This is a genomic window from Haloechinothrix salitolerans (genome assembly GCF_042662605.1).
Classification (GTDB): domain Bacteria; phylum Actinomycetota; class Actinomycetes; order Mycobacteriales; family Pseudonocardiaceae; genus Haloechinothrix_A; species Haloechinothrix_A salitolerans.
This window is the reverse complement of the sequence record NZ_JBHSXX010000001.1, coordinates 4,197,187-4,214,162: the sequence shown is the minus strand read 5'-3', so window position 1 is coordinate 4,214,162 and position 16,976 is coordinate 4,197,187. Positions and strand designations below refer to the sequence as shown.

Annotated in this window: 15 protein-coding genes; all 15 read left to right on the top strand. The window is 64.3% G+C overall.

The genetic code is table 11. The features are described 5' to 3' along the window. Positions 1 to 20: 20 nt before the first annotated feature. The 15 genes from ACFQGD_RS20000 to ACFQGD_RS19930 all read left to right on the top strand — a co-directional run bounded on the left by ACFQGD_RS20000 (position 21) and on the right by ACFQGD_RS19930 (position 16,974). Positions 21 to 815 carry an ABC transporter ATP-binding protein gene (locus ACFQGD_RS20000; RefSeq protein ID WP_345400708.1) on the top strand — a complete coding sequence of 265 codons (795 nt, stop codon included), beginning with the start codon at positions 21 to 23 and terminating at the stop codon, positions 813 to 815. A gap of 2 nt (positions 816 to 817) precedes the next feature. Continuing rightward, entirely contained in the window at positions 818 to 2,053 is a 1,236-nt protein-coding gene (locus ACFQGD_RS19995; protein WP_345400711.1) for an MlaD family protein, read from the top strand. A gap of 116 nt (positions 2,054 to 2,169) precedes the next feature. Beyond that, entirely contained in the window at positions 2,170 to 3,360 is a 1,191-nt protein-coding gene (locus tag ACFQGD_RS19990) for an MlaD family protein (protein WP_345400714.1), read from the top strand. Between the two features lies 1 nt (position 3,361). Beyond that, a complete protein-coding gene (locus tag ACFQGD_RS19985) occupies positions 3,362 to 4,630 on the top strand; it encodes an MlaD family protein (RefSeq protein WP_345400717.1) in 1,269 nt (422 codons plus the stop codon). Then, positions 4,627 to 5,943, top strand: coding sequence for an MlaD family protein (locus ACFQGD_RS19980; protein WP_345400720.1), 1,317 nt, complete (start codon positions 4,627 to 4,629; stop codon positions 5,941 to 5,943). Before ACFQGD_RS19985 ends, ACFQGD_RS19980 begins: the two co-directional genes overlap by 4 nt. Continuing rightward, positions 5,933 to 7,201, top strand: coding sequence for an MlaD family protein (locus ACFQGD_RS19975; RefSeq protein ID WP_390221083.1), 1,269 nt, complete (start codon positions 5,933 to 5,935; stop codon positions 7,199 to 7,201). Before ACFQGD_RS19980 ends, ACFQGD_RS19975 begins: the two co-directional genes overlap by 11 nt. Then, the gene (locus ACFQGD_RS19970) at positions 7,198 to 8,496 is read left to right on the top strand and encodes an MlaD family protein (protein WP_345400726.1); all 1,299 of its coding nucleotides are present in this window, start codon (positions 7,198 to 7,200) and stop codon (positions 8,494 to 8,496) included. Before ACFQGD_RS19975 ends, ACFQGD_RS19970 begins: the two co-directional genes overlap by 4 nt. Before the next feature lie 235 nt (positions 8,497 to 8,731). Further along, the gene (locus ACFQGD_RS19965; protein ID WP_390221151.1) at positions 8,732 to 10,990 is read left to right on the top strand and encodes an MMPL family transporter; all 2,259 of its coding nucleotides are present in this window, start codon (positions 8,732 to 8,734) and stop codon (positions 10,988 to 10,990) included. Then, positions 10,987 to 12,063, top strand: coding sequence for a peptidylprolyl isomerase (locus ACFQGD_RS19960; protein WP_345400732.1), 1,077 nt, complete (start codon positions 10,987 to 10,989; stop codon positions 12,061 to 12,063). The genes ACFQGD_RS19965 and ACFQGD_RS19960 overlap by 4 nt, the downstream gene beginning before the upstream one ends. A 16-nt stretch (positions 12,064 to 12,079) precedes the next feature. Beyond that, on the top strand, positions 12,080 to 12,604 hold the full coding sequence (locus ACFQGD_RS19955) for a hypothetical protein (protein WP_345400735.1): 525 nt from the start codon (positions 12,080 to 12,082) through the stop codon (positions 12,602 to 12,604). A gap of 293 nt (positions 12,605 to 12,897) precedes the next feature. Beyond that, positions 12,898 to 13,689, top strand: coding sequence for an IclR family transcriptional regulator (locus tag ACFQGD_RS19950; protein WP_345400738.1), 792 nt, complete (start codon positions 12,898 to 12,900; stop codon positions 13,687 to 13,689). A 312-nt stretch (positions 13,690 to 14,001) separates the two neighbouring features. Further along, on the top strand, positions 14,002 to 14,793 hold the full coding sequence (gene phtC / locus ACFQGD_RS19945; protein WP_345400740.1) for a 3,4-dihydroxyphthalate decarboxylase: 792 nt from the start codon (positions 14,002 to 14,004) through the stop codon (positions 14,791 to 14,793). A gap of 8 nt (positions 14,794 to 14,801) precedes the next feature. Next, positions 14,802 to 16,193, top strand: coding sequence for an aromatic ring-hydroxylating dioxygenase subunit alpha (locus ACFQGD_RS19940; protein ID WP_345400742.1), 1,392 nt, complete (start codon positions 14,802 to 14,804; stop codon positions 16,191 to 16,193). After that, positions 16,190 to 16,738, top strand: a complete 549-nt coding sequence (locus ACFQGD_RS19935) for a 3-phenylpropionate/cinnamic acid dioxygenase subunit beta (RefSeq protein WP_345400744.1) — start codon at positions 16,190 to 16,192, stop codon at positions 16,736 to 16,738. Before ACFQGD_RS19940 ends, ACFQGD_RS19935 begins: the two co-directional genes overlap by 4 nt. 11 nt (positions 16,739 to 16,749) lie before the next feature. Further along, positions 16,750 to 16,974: a hypothetical protein gene (locus ACFQGD_RS19930; RefSeq protein ID WP_345400747.1), complete on the top strand. Its 225-nt coding sequence runs from the start codon at positions 16,750 to 16,752 to the stop codon at positions 16,972 to 16,974. The last annotated feature ends 2 nt before the right edge of the window (positions 16,975 to 16,976 follow it).

Here is a 16,976-nt window from a genome sequence, read left to right as displayed (position 1 = left end):
TACCCGAAAAGGAGATTCACGTGAGCATCGCTCAGCGTGCCGGCACCCTCCCTGTGGAGCAGGCACACGCGATCCGTGTCCACAACATCGCGAAGTCATTCGGCTCATCCGCGGTGCTGCGGGGCCTGAGCATCGACTTCGTCGACAACGCGATCACCACGGTGCTAGGTCCCTCTGGCACCGGAAAGAGCGTGCTCTTGAAGCACCTCGTCGGCCTCGAAGCGCCCGATCAGGGCGAGATCGTCGTGTTCGGCAAGGACATCTGGAAGATCAGCGAGGAAGAGCGCTACGCGCTACGGAAACGATTCGGCGTTCTCTTCCAAGACGGCGCGCTATTCGGGTCGCTGAATATCTTCGACAACGTCGCCTTTCCCTTGCGCAAACACACCGACCTCGCCGAGTCCGAGATCGGCGACCTCGTCATGACCCGGCTCCGTGAAGTCGGCCTCGAGCACTCCGCGGCCAAGCTACCCAACGAGATCTCCGGCGGCATGCGTAAACGAGCGGGATTCGCCCGCGCGCTCGTTCTCAACCCGGACATCGTGCTCTTCGACGAACCAGATTCAGGCCTCGACCCGGTACGCACCAGCCTGTTGAACGATCTCATCAAGGAGATGCACACCGAACACGGGGGTACCTACCTGCTTGTCACACACAACATCCCGACCGCCCGCAGGCTGAGCGACTACGTCGGTCTCCTGTGGAACGGCGCGCTCGTGCACTACGGGCCGACCGATGAGGCATTCGACTCAGACGACGGCTTTGTTCGGCAATTCCTGACCGGTGACTCAGTCGGCCCACTGGGGATGGATTGATCATGTCAATCAAGAAGCTCCTGGCCACGGCACTCGCCGTCGTCGCCGCGATCGCACTCATCTCCGCGGTCACAGCCAATGCGTTCGCTGACTACCGCGTCAGGGTCGTTCTCCCGGTTGCCTCCAACCTGGTGGTTGGCTCACCGGTACAGATCGACGGGGTCGACGTCGGTTCCGTACAGCACCTGTCTACCCGCGATGGAAAGGCGATCGTCGAGATCGCCGTGAACGACGGCCGCGCACCCCTCACTGCAGGGACGGACGTCGCAATTCGGTGGAAGGCGGCCCTAGGAGAACGGATTGTGGAGTTGCGACCAGGCGAGGAGAAAAACGCCACGATTCCTGACGGTGGTCTCATCGAAGGCACCATGCATCGGGTCGAAGTCGACGAGGTGCTCGCCGCACTAGACCCACCAACCAGGAAGCACGTGACCTCGCTGGTACGCAGGCTAGACAGCATGATGAAGGGCAGCGAGCGCGACATCAACGAGACGGTGCGCGCGGCGGGTCCTGCCGTGCAAGCACTCGGCCAAGTCACCGCGGCGCTGAACAGCGACGGGCCAGCGATGCGCGCGCTCGTTCAACGTCTACAGAAGTTGACCGCCGTATTGGCGAACCGCGAAGGCGACGTCCGGGGCGTGGTTACCGACCTCGCCGCGCTGACCGACACGACCGCCCAGGAACACGAGGCACTCCGGTCGGCGTTACGCGCGATGCCCTCGACCCTGGACTCGGCCCAGACCACGCTCGGGCGCGTACCGTCAGCCGCCGGTGCGGCGGAGTCACTCCTGGCTGATCTGCGGCCAGCGACGAAGCGGCTTCCCTCGGTCGCCAAGAACCTGAGCCCGCTACTACGCGATCTGCGGCCTGCCACAGCAGACCTGAAACCCACGCTGGCGGCTACGCGCGCATTGCTCGGCCGCACCCCGAAGCTACTGGACACAGCGCATGATGTATTTCCGAAGGTGACCGATACGTTGGACGCCGCAACCCCGGCGCTCGCATTCCTCCGCCCCTACACACCGGAATTCGTAGGGTGGTTGTCCAACTGGAACTCGACGGCAGGCAACTTCGATGCCAACGGCCGCCACTTCCGGATGCACGTTCAGGGCGGGTCCGGAAACGTCAACAACAACCCCGGCGTGCTGCCCCCGGGCCTGGAGCACAAGCCGGTCCGCCTCCCCGGTGAGCTGGAAGGACAACCCTGGACGGACGCGCACGGGAGTGGTCCACGATGAGGAACCGAAAGCCGCACACTCTGTCGCTGATACTGGTCGTTGTTCTTGCCCTGGTGGGTGGAACGGCCAGTTACATCCAAGGGCGTGACAGTGCACAGCGAGCGCGAGTCACCGCGGTGTTCGCCGACGCCAGCCCGCTGGTGGCGGGCAACGATGTCAAGACCTCCGGCGTGAAAGTGGGAGAAGTCAGCTCCCTGTCCGTCCACAACGGGCAAGCCCACGTCGTCATGGACCTCGACCCGGCGACGTTACCCTTACACCGCGACGCGAAGGCCACAGTCCGACCTGTCAGTCTCCTGGGCGAGCGCTTCGTGGATCTAGACCGAGGGTCAGCGTCGGCACCGATCCTCGAGCAACCGGCCGTCATCGCCGCGGAGAACACGGATTCCTCAGTTGATCTCGACGAAGTGCTCAACGCACTCGATGCTCCGACAGCCCATTCGCTCGCGGCTCTGCTGACCACGCTTGGGGAAGGAGTTCGCGGTCAGGGTGCGAAGGTGGATGCTGCGATCGCCGAACTCGGGCCAGCGATGACGCAAACCGGGAGGTTGGCCCGCATGCTCGATCGGCAGAACGCGGTGCTGACCGGACTCGTGGACCGGGTCGAACCGGTGTCGGAGGCCTTGGCCTCGGATCGCGGGCGTGATCTCGATCGCCTTGTTGGTTCCACGGAGTCGATGTTGAAAGCGGCTGCGGACAATCGCCGTGCCCTCGACGAGTCGCTGGCCCAATTGCCGGGGACGCTGCGCAAGGCCGAGCGCACGCTGGGCCGGCTGGCCGGCGTCGCGGATGCCGCCACCCCTGCACTGGCATCTATCCGGCCAGTCACGAACAACCTGCGTGACATCAGCACGGAGTTACAGCGCATGGCCGATGCGACCGATCCAGCACTCGCTTCCCTGCAACCGGTGCTTGAGCACGCCGAATCATTGATCGACGAGGCTGCGCCCCTGGTTGAAACCTTGGGGTCAGCCGGCCGGGATCTCCGTGGGGTTGCGGCCTCGGCGCGCCCTGTGGCGGAGCGGTTGATGGACAACTTGCGCAATGTCCTGAACTTCGTGAGGTACTGGGCACTCGCCACGAACGGCTATGACGGGCTGAGTCACTACTTCCGGGCGAACATCGTGGTCAACCCTGAGAGCGTGACCGGGTTGGTGCCACGGCCACAGGACGCCGGCCGGGAGGCCGCCGATTCGAAGCGCACGCCATCACGGCCACCGGCGGTCGGCGAGGATGCGTCCAATGTCACGGGTCTGACTCGCGACCAAGAGCAATCGCTCGTCGGGCAGCTACTGGGAGGTTTGTGACATGCCGCGTGTGATGTCCATGAAAGGGTCCCGCTCGCTGATCGTCGGCGTGGCCGTCGTGCTGGTGGCTGGTCTGTCGGTGTACGTGGCCGCCATCGCTCCCGGCGGACTGCCGTTTGCGTCGTACACGTACGTCCGAGCAGCGTTCGACGACGTGGGCTCGCTGCAGGTGGGCGATGACGTACGCCAAAACAGCGTCCGCGTGGGCAGGGTGCAGCACATCGAGTACGACGGTACGGATGCGGTGGCCACACTGCAGCTCGACGGGGATCAGCCCGTCTATCGCGACGCTCGTGCGACCATCGGCGCTCGTTCGGGTCTTGGCGAGAAGTTCGTCCAGCTGACGCCAGGCAACCGGCATACGGGCCCGCTCGGCGACGGAATGATCCCGGGAAGTCGTACCGCAAACGCCCGAGATCTCGACTGGTTGCTCGACGCGTTCGACCGATCCACCAGGAACGCCCTGAGCCAGGCGTTGAAGGAATCCGGTGGTGGCCTTGCCGAGCACGGCAGCGACCTGCACGTCTTCCTTGATGCCGCGCCGAACCTCCTGGAGGATCTCGGCACGGTGGCGCAGGCAGCCGCATCCGACGACGCGAACTTTCCCGCGCTGCTACGCAGCGCGCACCAACTTGCCGGGCGTTTCACCGACCGGGAGGAGAAACTCACGGGCCTCGTTCGCAATGTCGAACGGACGACGCGTGCCGTCGCGGTCGATGACACCGGGCCGATGCGCCGGACACTGCACGAACTGCCGGATACATTGCGCGACGCGCAGGCCGCGCTCGATGCCTTGGACAAACCGCTGGCCGACACCGAATCCGCGTTGCGTACGCTGCGGCCCGGTCTGGCCGCTCTGGGCGCCTCCACACCGAACCTGCGTGGGCTCCTGCGCGAGGGAGTCGACCCCATGCGCGCGGTGCCGGGTGTCGCCGCAGCAGCCGACCCTGCGGTCGTCGATCTCACCCGGACGATATCCGACGCGCGTCCGTTGGCGCGCAGCGCAGCGAAGGGACTCGCAAGTGCTCGTACGCCGCTCGAGGTGATCGCACCGTACTCGCATGAGGTCAGCAACTGGTTCACCTACCTCACAAGCGCATTGTCCAATCGCGACAAGGCAGGGCATTGGTTACGCATCATGCTCGTGCCCGGCAGTGAATCCGTGACCGGGGCCCCGCCAGTGAAGGATCCGCTGGTGCATCGCGATCCGTACCCCGCTCCCGGGCAGGCCGAGAATGACCGCGCGAAGACGGTAGGAGGGCCGCGATGATACGGCGAGGATTCCTGACCCGGGACGGCTTCGTATTCCGCATTGGCGCGGTGGTCACGGTCGTTCTCCTGGCGACCGGCATTGCTCTCTTCTACAAGGGCAGCATCGGCACGGTCCTGCGACCCGGGGAGACGGTGCATGCCGAGTTCGCGCGCGACTACTGGCTGCGACCGAACGTGACCAAAGTCAAGATCGCGGGCGTCCCGATCGGCGTCGTCACAGGTGTCGAGCCCGTTCAACAGGACAAGATCAGAGCCGCGTTGAAAATTGATCCCGGCATTCGCGAAAAACTCGGCAAGGCCCCGTCGGCTGCGATCCGTCCGACGACCTTGTTCGGCGGCAACTACTACGTCGAACTGCTACCCGGTGGAGACGAAGGCACAGCCTCTAGCGACACGATTCCCCTCTCGCGCACCACCGTCCCCGTCGAACTCGACCGAGTCCTGGAGGAGTTCCCGCCAAGCACCCGAGCGAGCACACAACGCGCCATCCGGGACCTCGATGAAACGTTCGGCCGAAAGGGGGTGGAGGCGGCTCGTGACTTGGTCGATGCCGCCCCGGACACGCTCGCGCCGACCGGGCGCCTACTGCAGGCGGTCCGCGGCACCCGACCGGAAGTTGACCTCGCCAAGGTCGTCAGCGGGCTCGAGTCGACGGCCCGGCAACTGACCCGCCGAGACGACCAACTCGACAACATCCTCCAGTCGCTGCGGGACACAACGTCGGTACTCGCCACCGAGCGGCGTCCGCTCGCGAACACGATCTCGACCGCCCCAGGCACCCTGAAAGAGACCCGCTCGACAATGGGCGCCCTCGATAAGACCCTCGTCCGGCTCGAGAAAACATCGAAAGCGGCACGCCCCACGGCCCGCAACCTGGCAGGCCTGCTGAAGCGGACTGATCCGGTGTTGCGCAACGCCAGACCCCTTGTCCGCGACGTCCGATCGTTGCTACAGGATGTGCGGCCCGCCGTCGAGCGGCTCGTGCCCACTGTCCGAACCGCGACCGGCGTACTCGACGACGTTCGCGGCCCGGTGCTGGACCGGGTGAACGGGCCCATCATGCGCACCGTGTTATCCCCGTACCGGGGCACGGGCCCGTACGAGGGAACCGGCGCCGATCGCCCATTCTACCAGGAACTGGCCTACATGATCTCCGGCTTCGGCAACGCGTCCAAGCTCACCGACCGCAACGGGGCCGCGGTCGCCATCGAGCCAGGAATATCGCTCGGCAGCGTGGGCGGCACGCCGCTTAATCTCGAGCGACTGCTTGGCAACGTCGGCTCTGGTCAGGGAGGAGCAGATGGCAACTAGCAACCGCCTCGCACGCATACGGCGGGCCTGGGAACGAATCCGCACCGAGCCTGGTCTTGGCCGCAACCTCATCACGATTACCGTCGCGGTCATCCTTGGGTTGGCGGTCGGTAGCTACATTCTCAACAGCCAGAACTTCCACTGGCCGTGGCAATCCGAGTTCACCCTCGCCGCGGAATTCACGGCAGCGCCCGCAGTCAGTCCCGGCAACGGTCAGGAAGTTCGCATCGCCGGCGTCCCCGTAGGAGACATCCGCGAAGCTGAGGTGACGCATGACGGCACAGCGCGCATCACCATGGCGATCGAACCTGGCCATACGATCTACGACAACGCCGCACTGCGGCTTCGGCCGAAGAGCCCCCTGAACGAGATGTATGTCGAGATCGATCCGGGAGGTCCACCGGGACATCCCATCAGCGAGGGCGCCGTGTTGCCGCGAACCCAGACACAGCACCCAATCCAGCCTGACGAGGTGCTGCAGCACCTGGACTCCCGGAGCAGGGCCGCACTGGGCGATCTGCTGGCGCAGTCCGATGCGGCGTTGACGCGCGCCCCCGAACGGCTTCCGGGCGGTTTGCGAGCGACCGAGCGCGCCTTGGTCGATCTCAAACCCGTAGTAGAGCGGCTCGAGACACGCCGAGCCAAGATCGCCGAACTGATGACCGCCCTGGCGCGCATCTCTTCGGCCACGGGAAAGGACGATCAACGGCTAGCGCGTCTGGCGGCTGCCACCGAGAAAACCTTGGCCGCGGTCGCCGCCCGCGACGACGAGATCGCAACTACCCTGCGACGGCTTCCCGGAATGACAGCGACACTGCGCCGCGCCATGGCCAGCACCCAAGACCTCACCGGCGAACTCGATCCGACGCTCGACGGACTCCATGCTGCGTCCAAGAAGCTCCCGCCCGCGCTGTCGCGCCTGCGCGGCACGGTGGAGCAACTCGACCGCACCGTGACCACGGCCCGCCCGGTCGTGGCGAAGGCCAGGCCGGTGGTAGCCGATCTACGGCCCCTCATCGGCGATGTAGGCGCCTCGCTCGAGGACATCCGGCCAGTGAGCCGGCGGCTTGATTCGGTCACCGCGGCCGCACTGCCCTACCTGACCGACCTGCAGGCATTCGTCTACAACACGAACTCCGTCTTCAGCCTCCAGGACGCGAACGGCGGAATCTTCCGCGCACTGTCGAAGATCGGCCCGACCACGCTGCCGATCCGGGATGAAAACGCCGCACCGAAGAAGAGGGAAGGAACGCCATGAGGATCTCCTATCGCGCGCTTCCCAAGGTTCACCTCGTCGTGGTCGTAGTGTTCGCTACAGCGTGTGTCCTGTTGTTCGGATTTCTCTGGACCAGCATGGGCGGAAAGATCCCCGGCCTCACGCAGACCGGCTACCGCGTGGCGGTCAATGTCGCCGACGTCGACAACCTGGTCTTCTACAGTGATGTCCGGATGGCCGGGGTTGCGGTGGGCAAGGTGGAAAAAGTCGAGAAGGGTCACGAAGCTGCCCGCGTCGTGTTCCGGCTCGACTCCGACGTCGCACCGCTCCACCGTGGTGCGACCGTCCGAGTGGGAGCAAAAACACTCGTGGAAGAAACCTATCTTGACGTCACCGACGGAACCGGCGCACCAATTCCCGACGGCGGAACACTGCCCCGAAGCGCCGTCAAACCCAGCGTCCAGCTCAACGACGTACTGCAGAGCTTCGACCCGAAGACGCGGCGATCGTTCAGCCGATTGCTGCACGCGCTGGAGACGAGCACAGCCGGGACCAAGCGGGACCTGGGCCGAATCGCATCTGGCCTCGGCACCACCGGACGCACGGGCCGCGGCGCTCTGGCCGCGCTCGCCGAGCAGGAAGTCAGCCTCAAGGAGATGAGCCAGCAGACAACGATACTGCTACGGGCGTTGGACACACGGTCCGGACTGATCGCCGATATGGTGGATAACGCGCAGACGCTGACCTCGGCGACGGCGCAGGGTCGCCGCGACATTGAAGCCGTCATGCGACGACTACCAGGCGTGCTTGCGCAAGCGCGGACGGCGACCGGTTCGCTGACCGACTTGTCTAAGGACCTCACTCCGGTGGCCGCAGACCTTCGGTCGGCTGCTCCGCATCTCGACTCGGCGTTGCGCCAACTGCCCTCGACCACGAGTGATCTGCGTGCACTGCTGCCGGATCTCTCAGGCACGCTCGATGCGGCGCCGTCGACCCTGCGGCGCGTTCCGACTCTCGGAGCGGACTTGCGGTCAATGATTCCACATGCTCGCACGACGCTGGCGGACGTGAACCCAATGCTCGCATATCTGAAGCCGTATGGTCTCGACATCGCCGCGTTCTTTGCCACCACCGGAGCCACGCTGAGCCATTCCGATCCCAACGGCCATTTCCTCCGTGTCTTCATGGTGTACAACGAGCAGACCGTGAAGAACATGCCGTTATCGACCAACAGGGGACCGCTCGACAAGTCCAACGCGTATCCCGATCCGGGTGGCGCTGCCGATCCCAAGCCGTTCGACGGTCGGTACGAGCGTGTACATCGGGGCCCTCGATGAGGTTACCGACACTGCTGCGCTGGCAGGCTCAAAAATCGGACGCTGAGTGGGCAGGCGAGAGCACCTGGCACAGCGCCGTGGAGCCGGGGCACGTCGGCGACCCGAGACCCTTCACCGGTAAGTACACGCAGGTAGAGCGTATGCCGACGTGATGGGAGGAGCGATGCGGCGACGTCGATGGTCGAAGCCCGGGTGGGGGCGACGGGGAGCGCGACTATCCGGGCGTCGGGTCGGGGTGGGTGCGTTGGTCGTCGTCCTGGCCGGGCTGCTGCTCGCGGGTTTAGCGCAGCTGCGCGTCGATACCGGCATCGGCTCGTTCCTTCCCGAAGGTAACCCGTCCTTGGAAGCGGTGGAGGAGAAGGCGCGGGCGTTCGGCGGGGATCCGGTGGTGGTGTTGTTGGAGTCGGACAAGCCCCGGGAGCTGCTGCTGGAGCAGGAGAAGCTCTTGAGGCTGTTGGGGTTGGAGGGTGAGCTGTCGCGGTTGCCGGACGTGGCGGAAGTACATGGTGCAGCGACGGCGCTGAACCAGACTGCCGCTGCGGCGCAGAACCTGCTGGCGCAAATCAGCGGCCGCCGCGACGCGCTGCGCAACGCCGCTGAACAGCAGGCCAAGCAGGAGGGCGCCGACGATGCGGAGGCCGCCGCCGAGGGCAAGGCTGCCGTGGCAAAGTTTGACCGCCGCTACGGATCTCTCGTGGTCCGCGGGCTGCCGGCCGGGCTGCCGACCGTGCGCAACCCGCGTTTCGTCGCCACGGTGCTCTACGATGACCAGGGGCGGCCGAAGCCGCAGTGGCAATTCGTGTTGCCGAACGATCGCACCGTGGCGATCCTGGTTCGGCCAAGGGGGAATCTGGATCAGGCTGCGGCGGGCCGGTTGGCCGATGCGGTACGCACCACGGTAGAGAACTCCGAGTTGGACCCGGCGAAGGTGACGGTCACCGGCGTGCCAGTGGTGACCTCCGCGCTGACTGAGCGCGCCCAACAAGAGCTGCCGATACTGGGCGCGATCGCCACGGTCGTGGTGGGGTTGATCTTCTTCCTGGTGCCGTGGAGTGCTCGGCGCCGCGCGCGGCTGCGGCCGCTGGTGGCGGCCTTGCTGGGCACGGCGCTGACCCTGGCCGCCTTTGGCTGGCTGGGACAGTCGTTGTCGCTCGGGGTGGTGGCGTTTTTGCCGATCCTACTGGGCATTGGCAGCGACTTCCCCTTCTACCTGTCTCAGCCTGGTCATCGTCGGCGCGCGCTGGTCGCGGCGCTGGCCGCGGCGGTGGGCTTCGCCTCGCTGGCCCTGTCGTCGCTGCCGTTTGTTCGCGAGCTCGGGTTGGCGCTGGCGGCCGGGATTGTGCTCACCGTCGGGGTGGCGTTCGGGATACGCCGCTTTTTCGGTACTGTGCCGCCCGCGCCGTCGCGCCGTGACAGCGGTCGTGGCGGCCTGCCGCAGGCGCGGGTCTGGCAGCGAACCGTCGTGCTGGTGGTGGCGGTCGGGGTGGCCGGGCTCGGCTGGGCCGCGCTGCCCGGGCTGGACATCGAATCCCGCCCGGACCAGCTCGCCCGCGGACTGGACGAGCTCGACGACGCTCGCTATGCCGAGAAGCTGCTGGGTTCGACCGGCGAGGTCAGCATCGCGCTGCGTGGCCAGAACGTGCTGGACCCCGACGCGTTGCAGTGGATGCGGCAGGCCGAAGAGGCGGTGGTGCGCGAGCACGGCGACCAGATGCATCCGGTCATCACACTGTCCGGTCTGCTGCAGTTCCTCGGGGACGACCCGACGGGCAACCAGATCGCCGCGGGGATGCGGCTGCTGCCTTCCTACCTCACTTCAGCAGTAATTCGGCCCAACCTCGAAGTGGCGCTGATGACTTTTGGCGTCGAGCTGCGCGATCTCGACCAGCAGCGTGCCCTGTTCGCCGCAGTGCGCCAGGCGCTCCCGCCACCACCGAAGGGATACGAGGTCGAACTCGCCGGGCTGCCGGTGGCGGCGGTGCAGGGACTCAACCTGGTCTCTGGCGGACGCAGCCTAATCAACATGGTCGGCGTCTTCGCCGCGGGACTTGTGCTGGCCATCGGGCTGCGGCAACGACGGGACGCCGGGCGCGCGATGCTGACTATCCTGCTCGCCACCGGGTGGGTTCTGGCGCTGGCGTGGGCGGTCAGCGGTTCGCTCAACCCACTGACCGTAGCCATCGGTTCGCTGGTCACCGCGACCGGATGCGAGTTCGCGGTGATGCTCGCCGCCGCGACCCACCGGCGTCGGCACTGGCTGTGGCGCGGCGTGGGTACCGCCGCGTTGGCCGGATCGGCCGGCTACCTCGTTCTGGCCCTCTCCGGCGTTGCGGTCTTGCGGGACTTCGGTCTACTGCTCGCCGCCAGCGTGGCCTGCTCCTACCTCGCCGCTCTCGGTGTGCTGTGGGCACTGCCCCCCGCACCCGACCGATCGGCCGACATGCCCAGCGGTCCCTCAAAACCTCTCATCGACAGGACGGAGGTGGCAGTATGAAGCTACCCCGCATCAGGCCCGTAATCGGCCGGGGTGTGAACGCGGTGCGCCGCTGGCCGAGGCTGGTCCCGACCGGCCGCACCAGGCTCGTCAGCCTCGTACTCGGCAGTGCGGTACTTGCCGGCGCCGCCACACAGGTTGGGATCGCGTGGGCGACCGCGTTACCCGACGACGCGGTGCTCCGTGTCGGCGACACGGTCGTAACCGGGGACGAGTTCCAGCAACGGCTCGACGTCCTCGAGGCGCTGTACGGGGTCAAACCACCCGCAGACGGCCCGCAACTCGAGCGGTTCAACAAGGACGCCGCTAAATCCATCGCGGTGAGCCTGATCCTCGATCGCGCCGCTCGAGAACGTGACGTCGTCATCGCCGACAAGAAAGCGAGCGACGCCGTGAACAAGATCATCGAGAAGCAGCTGACCGGCGGTCGTGACGCCTTCGGCCAGTTCCTCGCCAGCCGAGGCATCGCCGAACACGATGTCCTCGACGAGGTCAAGCGTCAACTCACGACCAGCAGGCTGTTCGAGCAAGTCACCAGTGATGTCAAACCGGTTACCGACACAGAAGTCCGCGAGGCCTACCAGGACCGCAAGCAAGAGATGGTACGACCGGAGAAGCGGCACCTGCGCAACATCGTGGTGGACTCGCAGAGCAAGGCGAAACGACTGCTGCGACAGGCACGAGGCGGGGCTAATTTCGCGAGTCTCGCCAAGCAGCATACGCTCGATGCGAGCACCAAGGACTCCGGCGGCGACCTCGGCAGCCTGTCCGCCGACCAGCTCGCCAAGCAGTATGCCGAAGCCGCCTTCCGGACCGATAAGAACGCCTTCTTCGGCCCTGTGAAAACGCAACACGGCTGGAACATCGGTCAAGTGCTGCAAACCACGCCCGCCAAGCAGCTGTCGTTCGACGAGATCAAGAAGCAACTCGAGGCGAAACTGAACGACCAGCGCAAGCTCAACACCTGGCGCAGCTGGCTCGGCAACCAGATCACCGCCGCCGACGTCGAGTATGCCGACGAGTACCGGCCCGACAACCCCGACGCGCCTCCGTCGGACACACCAGCACGGTGATGTCGTTAGAAAGCGGGTGAACAGCGTGATCGTATTTCTGCTCATCGTCATCGCTGCGGGGCTCACGCTCGCAGCACAGTTCACGGAAACGTTCTACTACGGCATCGCCGCCGTGGTAGTCGCTCTGATCAGCGTGACGTTGGTAGCAGCGCGTAGTTGGGCCGACCGACGTGCGTCGGAGCAAGACCCAACGCCAGCTCACGCCGCAGATCAAAAGGATGACATCCTGGAGAAACCGGCCCTGGATGACGACAGTGACACGGCCTTCGCCCGGAACGAAACTGCCGACGGTGCTGATTCGCCGGAGAGCAAGCGGGAAGCGGTAGGCGCTGACGAGACTGCTGTGCCTATCGTTGTGGCCGACGCCGACGTCGAGATCGTTCGCGTCATTCCCGGCCGGAAGCGATTCCACGAGCCCGGGTGCTCATCGCTGATTGGTCGGCAGAGTGAAGAGTTGACGCGAGAGGAAGCAGCGGAGGAAGGGTTCACACCATGCTCAATGTGCTCTGAAGACAAGAAAACCATCACAAAGGTCGGTTGAGCGGGACAGCCAACCTCGTTCGGTGTGCAGCGGCGGCTACTCGAGACACAGGGAGGTTCACCGCTGGTCGCCGGAGTGGCGAGGCAGAACGTCGGCCATAACGACGGCCGGTACCGTTGACCCTGGGCGTGCTGTGGTACGGATCAGATCCGGACCGCTCAGCAGGACGGTATCGCTGCCTCCGTCGGCATCCATTAGCGTCCCGCCGGTCGCGGCACTGACGGCTTCACCGCGTGAGCCGACTCTCACTGTCAGTAACAACTATGGACCTCACGGTGGAGTAGAATTCTGCTATGGCGAAATCGGTGGCCGACCTTCCCTCCAACGAGCCCGCTCCGCAGTACCCGATCGAGTCTGTCGACAACGCGTTGAAGGTGTTGTTGCTATTGGGGGAACGCGACGAGCTCAGACTGACCGACGTCGCGCAGTATCTTGCTGTCGCGTCCTCGACCGCGCATCGCCTGCTGGCGATGCTGCAGTATCGGGGCTTCATTCGCCAGGACAGCCGCTCCAAGGCTTATCGGCCGGGTACCGCGCTCACCGGCGTGGCCTTCGGAATCCTGCAGCGTTTCGACGTCCGGGAAACTCTCCGGCCGTTTCTTGAGGAACTGAACCGCGAGATAGCAGAAACCGTGCACCTTGGGATCCTGGACGGAACGACGGTCCGGTTCATTGATGCCGTGGAGAGCCCTCGTGCCGTTCGGGTGGCATCGCGTCTCGGTCAGTCGATGCCGGCGAACTGCACGTCCACGGGCAAGGCCCTGCTGGCGCAGTTCACACAGGATGAGGTTCGGCGGTTGTTCCCTGAGGAAGAACTCGAGACACTCACTAGCAACTCGATTCGGTCGCGCACCGAACTGGAGATAGAGCTCGAGGCGGTGCGGCGGCGGGGATATGCGACGAGCAGCGAGGAAAGCGAGGAAGGAGTCTCCTCAGTCGCCGTCGCCTTGCCCACCGATGGTTCGCCGGTCGGCCTTGCCTTCAACGTTGCCGTACCCATAAGCCGGATGAACCGGTCCGACGTCCGCCGGATCGGTGAACTCCTCGTGGCTACCGTTCAGGACGCAAGGAAGCTACTGCACTAATCGTCTTGGTTTCCTCCGACGATTACTGTGCCGGTAGATACCAATTCGACCGAAAGTAAGCCGAACTTGCAGGTCAAGTCAGTTTGCCAGTCGGCTTACTTTCAGTCTTCTTGGTAGCTGACTGCCTGGTGATTTGCGCCAAGTATAGCGTTCATTGACCTCCTGACGTTCTCCTGAGCCCTTCATTCGTCCTGTCGGACTCTCCGTCGCGTGTGCCCGATCGCTTGACCCCATCGCACACGTCGACTACTGTACAGAGGTATCTTCTGCAAAACAGAAAATAGAAGTCTGATCCGAGTGAGGGGTGGGGCTGTGCCCGGGGAGCTGTCATCGCTGCGGGAGCGGGTTGCTGTGGCGTGCCGAATTTTGGCGCGTCAGGGCCTTGCCGAGGGCATCTTGGGTCACGTGAGTGTGCGCATCGCTGCGGATCGGCTCCTGATTCGCTGCCGAGGGCCCGCCGAGGAAGGGCTACTGTTCACATCACCGGAAGACGTGCGGCTTCTGGGCCTCGATGGCATGGGTGAGCTCGGCGAGCACAGTCCACCCAACGAGTTGCCACTCCATCTGGAGACTCTTCGTTGCCGCCCTGAAGTGATGGCGGTTGTCCACGCCCATCCGCCGGCGGTGGTGGCGGCCGATCTGGCTGGCGTGCCCTTGCGCCCTGTCTTAGGTGCGTACAACATTCCGGCTTCTCATCTCGCCGCCCGCGGTATACCTGTCTACGAGCGCTCGGTGTTGATTCGGCGACGCGATCTTGCCGAGGAGATGCTGAGCGCGATGGGCGACGAGTCGGTATGCCTGCTCCGCGGGCACGGGATCATTACGGTCGGTTCGACGTTGGAAGAGGCAGTCGTCCGAGCGATCACCGTGGACGAGCTCGCCCGGGTATGCCTCGACATCGCGCGCTGTGGTGGGACGCCGGAGCCGGTGCCGAACGAGGACTTCGCGGAATTGCCGGACCTCGGTTCGGCGTTCAATGACGCTCTCCTTTGGCGCTCTCACGTGGCACGCCTACGTCACGAGGGTCTTGACATCGAACGGAACAACCGAGCGATCGACGGCGTGGCCGGAGCCTCCCCTGGCGCTCTCGTCGAGGAAAGGTGACACCTGCAATGGTGACCATATCCGAGCTGACCTCGGACGTGCGGAGGGGGATGATTCCCGCCCACGTCTACAACGACGCCGACATATTCGCGCTGGAGAGGGACCGGCTGTTCGCAAAGTCGTGGGTATTTCTCGCACACGAGTCGGAAGTGGCCAAACCGGGAGACTACGTGGTGCGCCGTATCGTGAACGACTCCTTTATCGTGGTCCGGGATGAGGACGGCGTCGTCCGGGTACTGTTCAACATGTGTCTTCATCGGGGAATGCAGGTTTGCCGTGCCGAGGTGGGCAACGCCTCGCACTTCCGCTGCCCCTATCACGGATGGTCGTACAAGAACGATGGGCGCCTCATCGGTCTGCCGTTCCACGGTGACGCCTATGGTGGCGAAAAAGGAATTGCCAAGAAAGGCCAGACGCTTCTTCCCGCTCCCGCGGTCGATACCTATCGAGGTTTGGTTTTCGCGTGTCTCGACGAGAACGCGCCTCCGTTACGTGATTATCTCGGAGACTTTGCCTTCTATCTGGACTTCTATGTCAATCAGAGCGCGGCCGGTATTGAATTGCGCGGTCCGCAACGGTGGCGGATCAAGGCCAACTGGAAGATCGGCGCTGAGAACTTCTGCGGTGACAGCTATCACACGCCGCAGACGCACACTAGTGTCGTCGAGGTCGGCCTATTCGGGGAACCCAAGGCCAGCAAGCGCAAGGAAGGAGCGCTGTACTTTGCGGGCGCGGGAGGCGGTACGACATACAAGCTTCCGCAGGGCGTCGACTTCGACGAAGGGTTACGCTATGTCGGCTACCCGGACGAAATGATCGAGAACACCAAGAGAAGCTGGTCACCTGAGCAGCAAGACCTGATCGGCAGGGATGGGTTCATGGTCTCGGCGGCAACGGTCTTTCCGAACCTCAGTTTCGTGCACAACTGGCCTCAGGTGAATGCCGACGGACTGGTTAGGCCCTTCATCTCGCTGCGTCAATGGCAACCGGTGAGTGAGTCCGAAACCGAAGTGTTGTCCTGGTTCGCGGTCGATGCCGACGCGCCGGAATACTTCAAGGAGGAGTCCTACAAGGCCTACATAATGTGCTTCGGTTCCTCGGGCATGTTCGAGCAAGATGACGTCGAAAACTGGGTCTCCATCACCTCTACTGCCAAAGGCGCCATGGGCCGTCGTCTTCGCCTCAACAGCCGAATGGGGTTGGCATTGGACGACAGTGTTATCTCGTCCAAGCCGGAGTCGTTTTCCGGACCTGGAACGTCCTATGTTGGATACGGTGAGCACAACCAACGCCGTTGGTTGGCCTTCTGGTCGGACTATCTGGATCGTGGTGAGGACCGGGACTCGGCCAACGGCCATGCCCAGGCTCTCGCGGCGACGGACGGAGGTGAACATCGATGAACCGGTCGACTCGCGACGAGATCGACACCTCGCGCCCGATCTCCTACCTGGAACAAGCCCACCAACAGGCAGCGCAGTGGCTGACGGAAGAAGCATACCTCCTGGACAAACAACGCTACTCAGAGTGGCTGCAGCGGATGACCGACGACGTCCGGTACAAGATGCCGGTCAGGATCACCACGGCGAGAGCCGCTGGATTCGACACCCTCGCCGGGATGAGCCATTTCGACGAGGATCTCTTTTCACTGCGGAAACGAGTCGCCCGATTCGACACCGAACACGCCTGGACCGAGGACCCGCCCTCCCGCCTGCGGCATTTCGTGACCAACGTCCTCACCTTCCATACGACTCGTACCGACGAACTGCGTGTCGAATCCTCCGTGCTGGTCTTTCGCAGTCGCGGTGACGTAAATGAGTCGGCCTTATTGTCTGCGGGCCGAACCGACCTTCTGCGGTTCGTCGGAGACGATCTGAAGCTCGCTCGGCGCGATATCGAGGTTGACGAATCCGTGTTACGCATGCAGAACCTCGGCATCTTCCTGTGAGCCTTACTATGATGAACGAACCTGAGGTGGAGCATACGTTCGTGATCGGTAACGAGTTCGCCGAGATCAAGATCAGCCACGTCCGCTCGCGCAACGGATCCCGACTGCTGATTCACAACATGAAATCGGGCGCCGAGATCTCAATCTGTCCACTCGCACTGGAGAGCCTGACCTGGCAAACATCCGACCTATTCACGACCCTGCTGTCCACGCCATACGGGCCGGAGGTGCACTGATT

What these genes read in the sequence shown, in the direction of transcription:
- ACFQGD_RS19980 (WP_345400720.1), top strand. Translation starts at nt 4,627, where the DNA reads ATGATACGGCGAGGATTCCTGACCCGGGACGGCTTCGTATTCCGCATT.
- ACFQGD_RS19950 (WP_345400738.1), top strand. Translation starts at nt 12,898, where the DNA reads ATGGCGAAATCGGTGGCCGACCTTCCCTCCAACGAGCCCGCTCCGCAG.
- ACFQGD_RS19970 (WP_345400726.1), top strand. Translation starts at nt 7,198, where the DNA reads ATGAGGATCTCCTATCGCGCGCTTCCCAAGGTTCACCTCGTCGTGGTC.
- ACFQGD_RS19985 (WP_345400717.1), top strand. Translation starts at nt 3,362, where the DNA reads ATGCCGCGTGTGATGTCCATGAAAGGGTCCCGCTCGCTGATCGTCGGC.
- ACFQGD_RS19940 (WP_345400742.1), top strand. Translation starts at nt 14,802, where the DNA reads ATGGTGACCATATCCGAGCTGACCTCGGACGTGCGGAGGGGGATGATT.
- ACFQGD_RS19930 (WP_345400747.1), top strand. Translation starts at nt 16,750, where the DNA reads ATGAACGAACCTGAGGTGGAGCATACGTTCGTGATCGGTAACGAGTTC.
- ACFQGD_RS19975 (WP_390221083.1), top strand. Translation starts at nt 5,933, where the DNA reads ATGGCAACTAGCAACCGCCTCGCACGCATACGGCGGGCCTGGGAACGA.
- ACFQGD_RS19960 (WP_345400732.1), top strand. Translation starts at nt 10,987, where the DNA reads ATGAAGCTACCCCGCATCAGGCCCGTAATCGGCCGGGGTGTGAACGCG.
- ACFQGD_RS19995 (WP_345400711.1), top strand. Translation starts at nt 818, where the DNA reads ATGTCAATCAAGAAGCTCCTGGCCACGGCACTCGCCGTCGTCGCCGCG.
- ACFQGD_RS19935 (WP_345400744.1), top strand. Translation starts at nt 16,190, where the DNA reads ATGAACCGGTCGACTCGCGACGAGATCGACACCTCGCGCCCGATCTCC.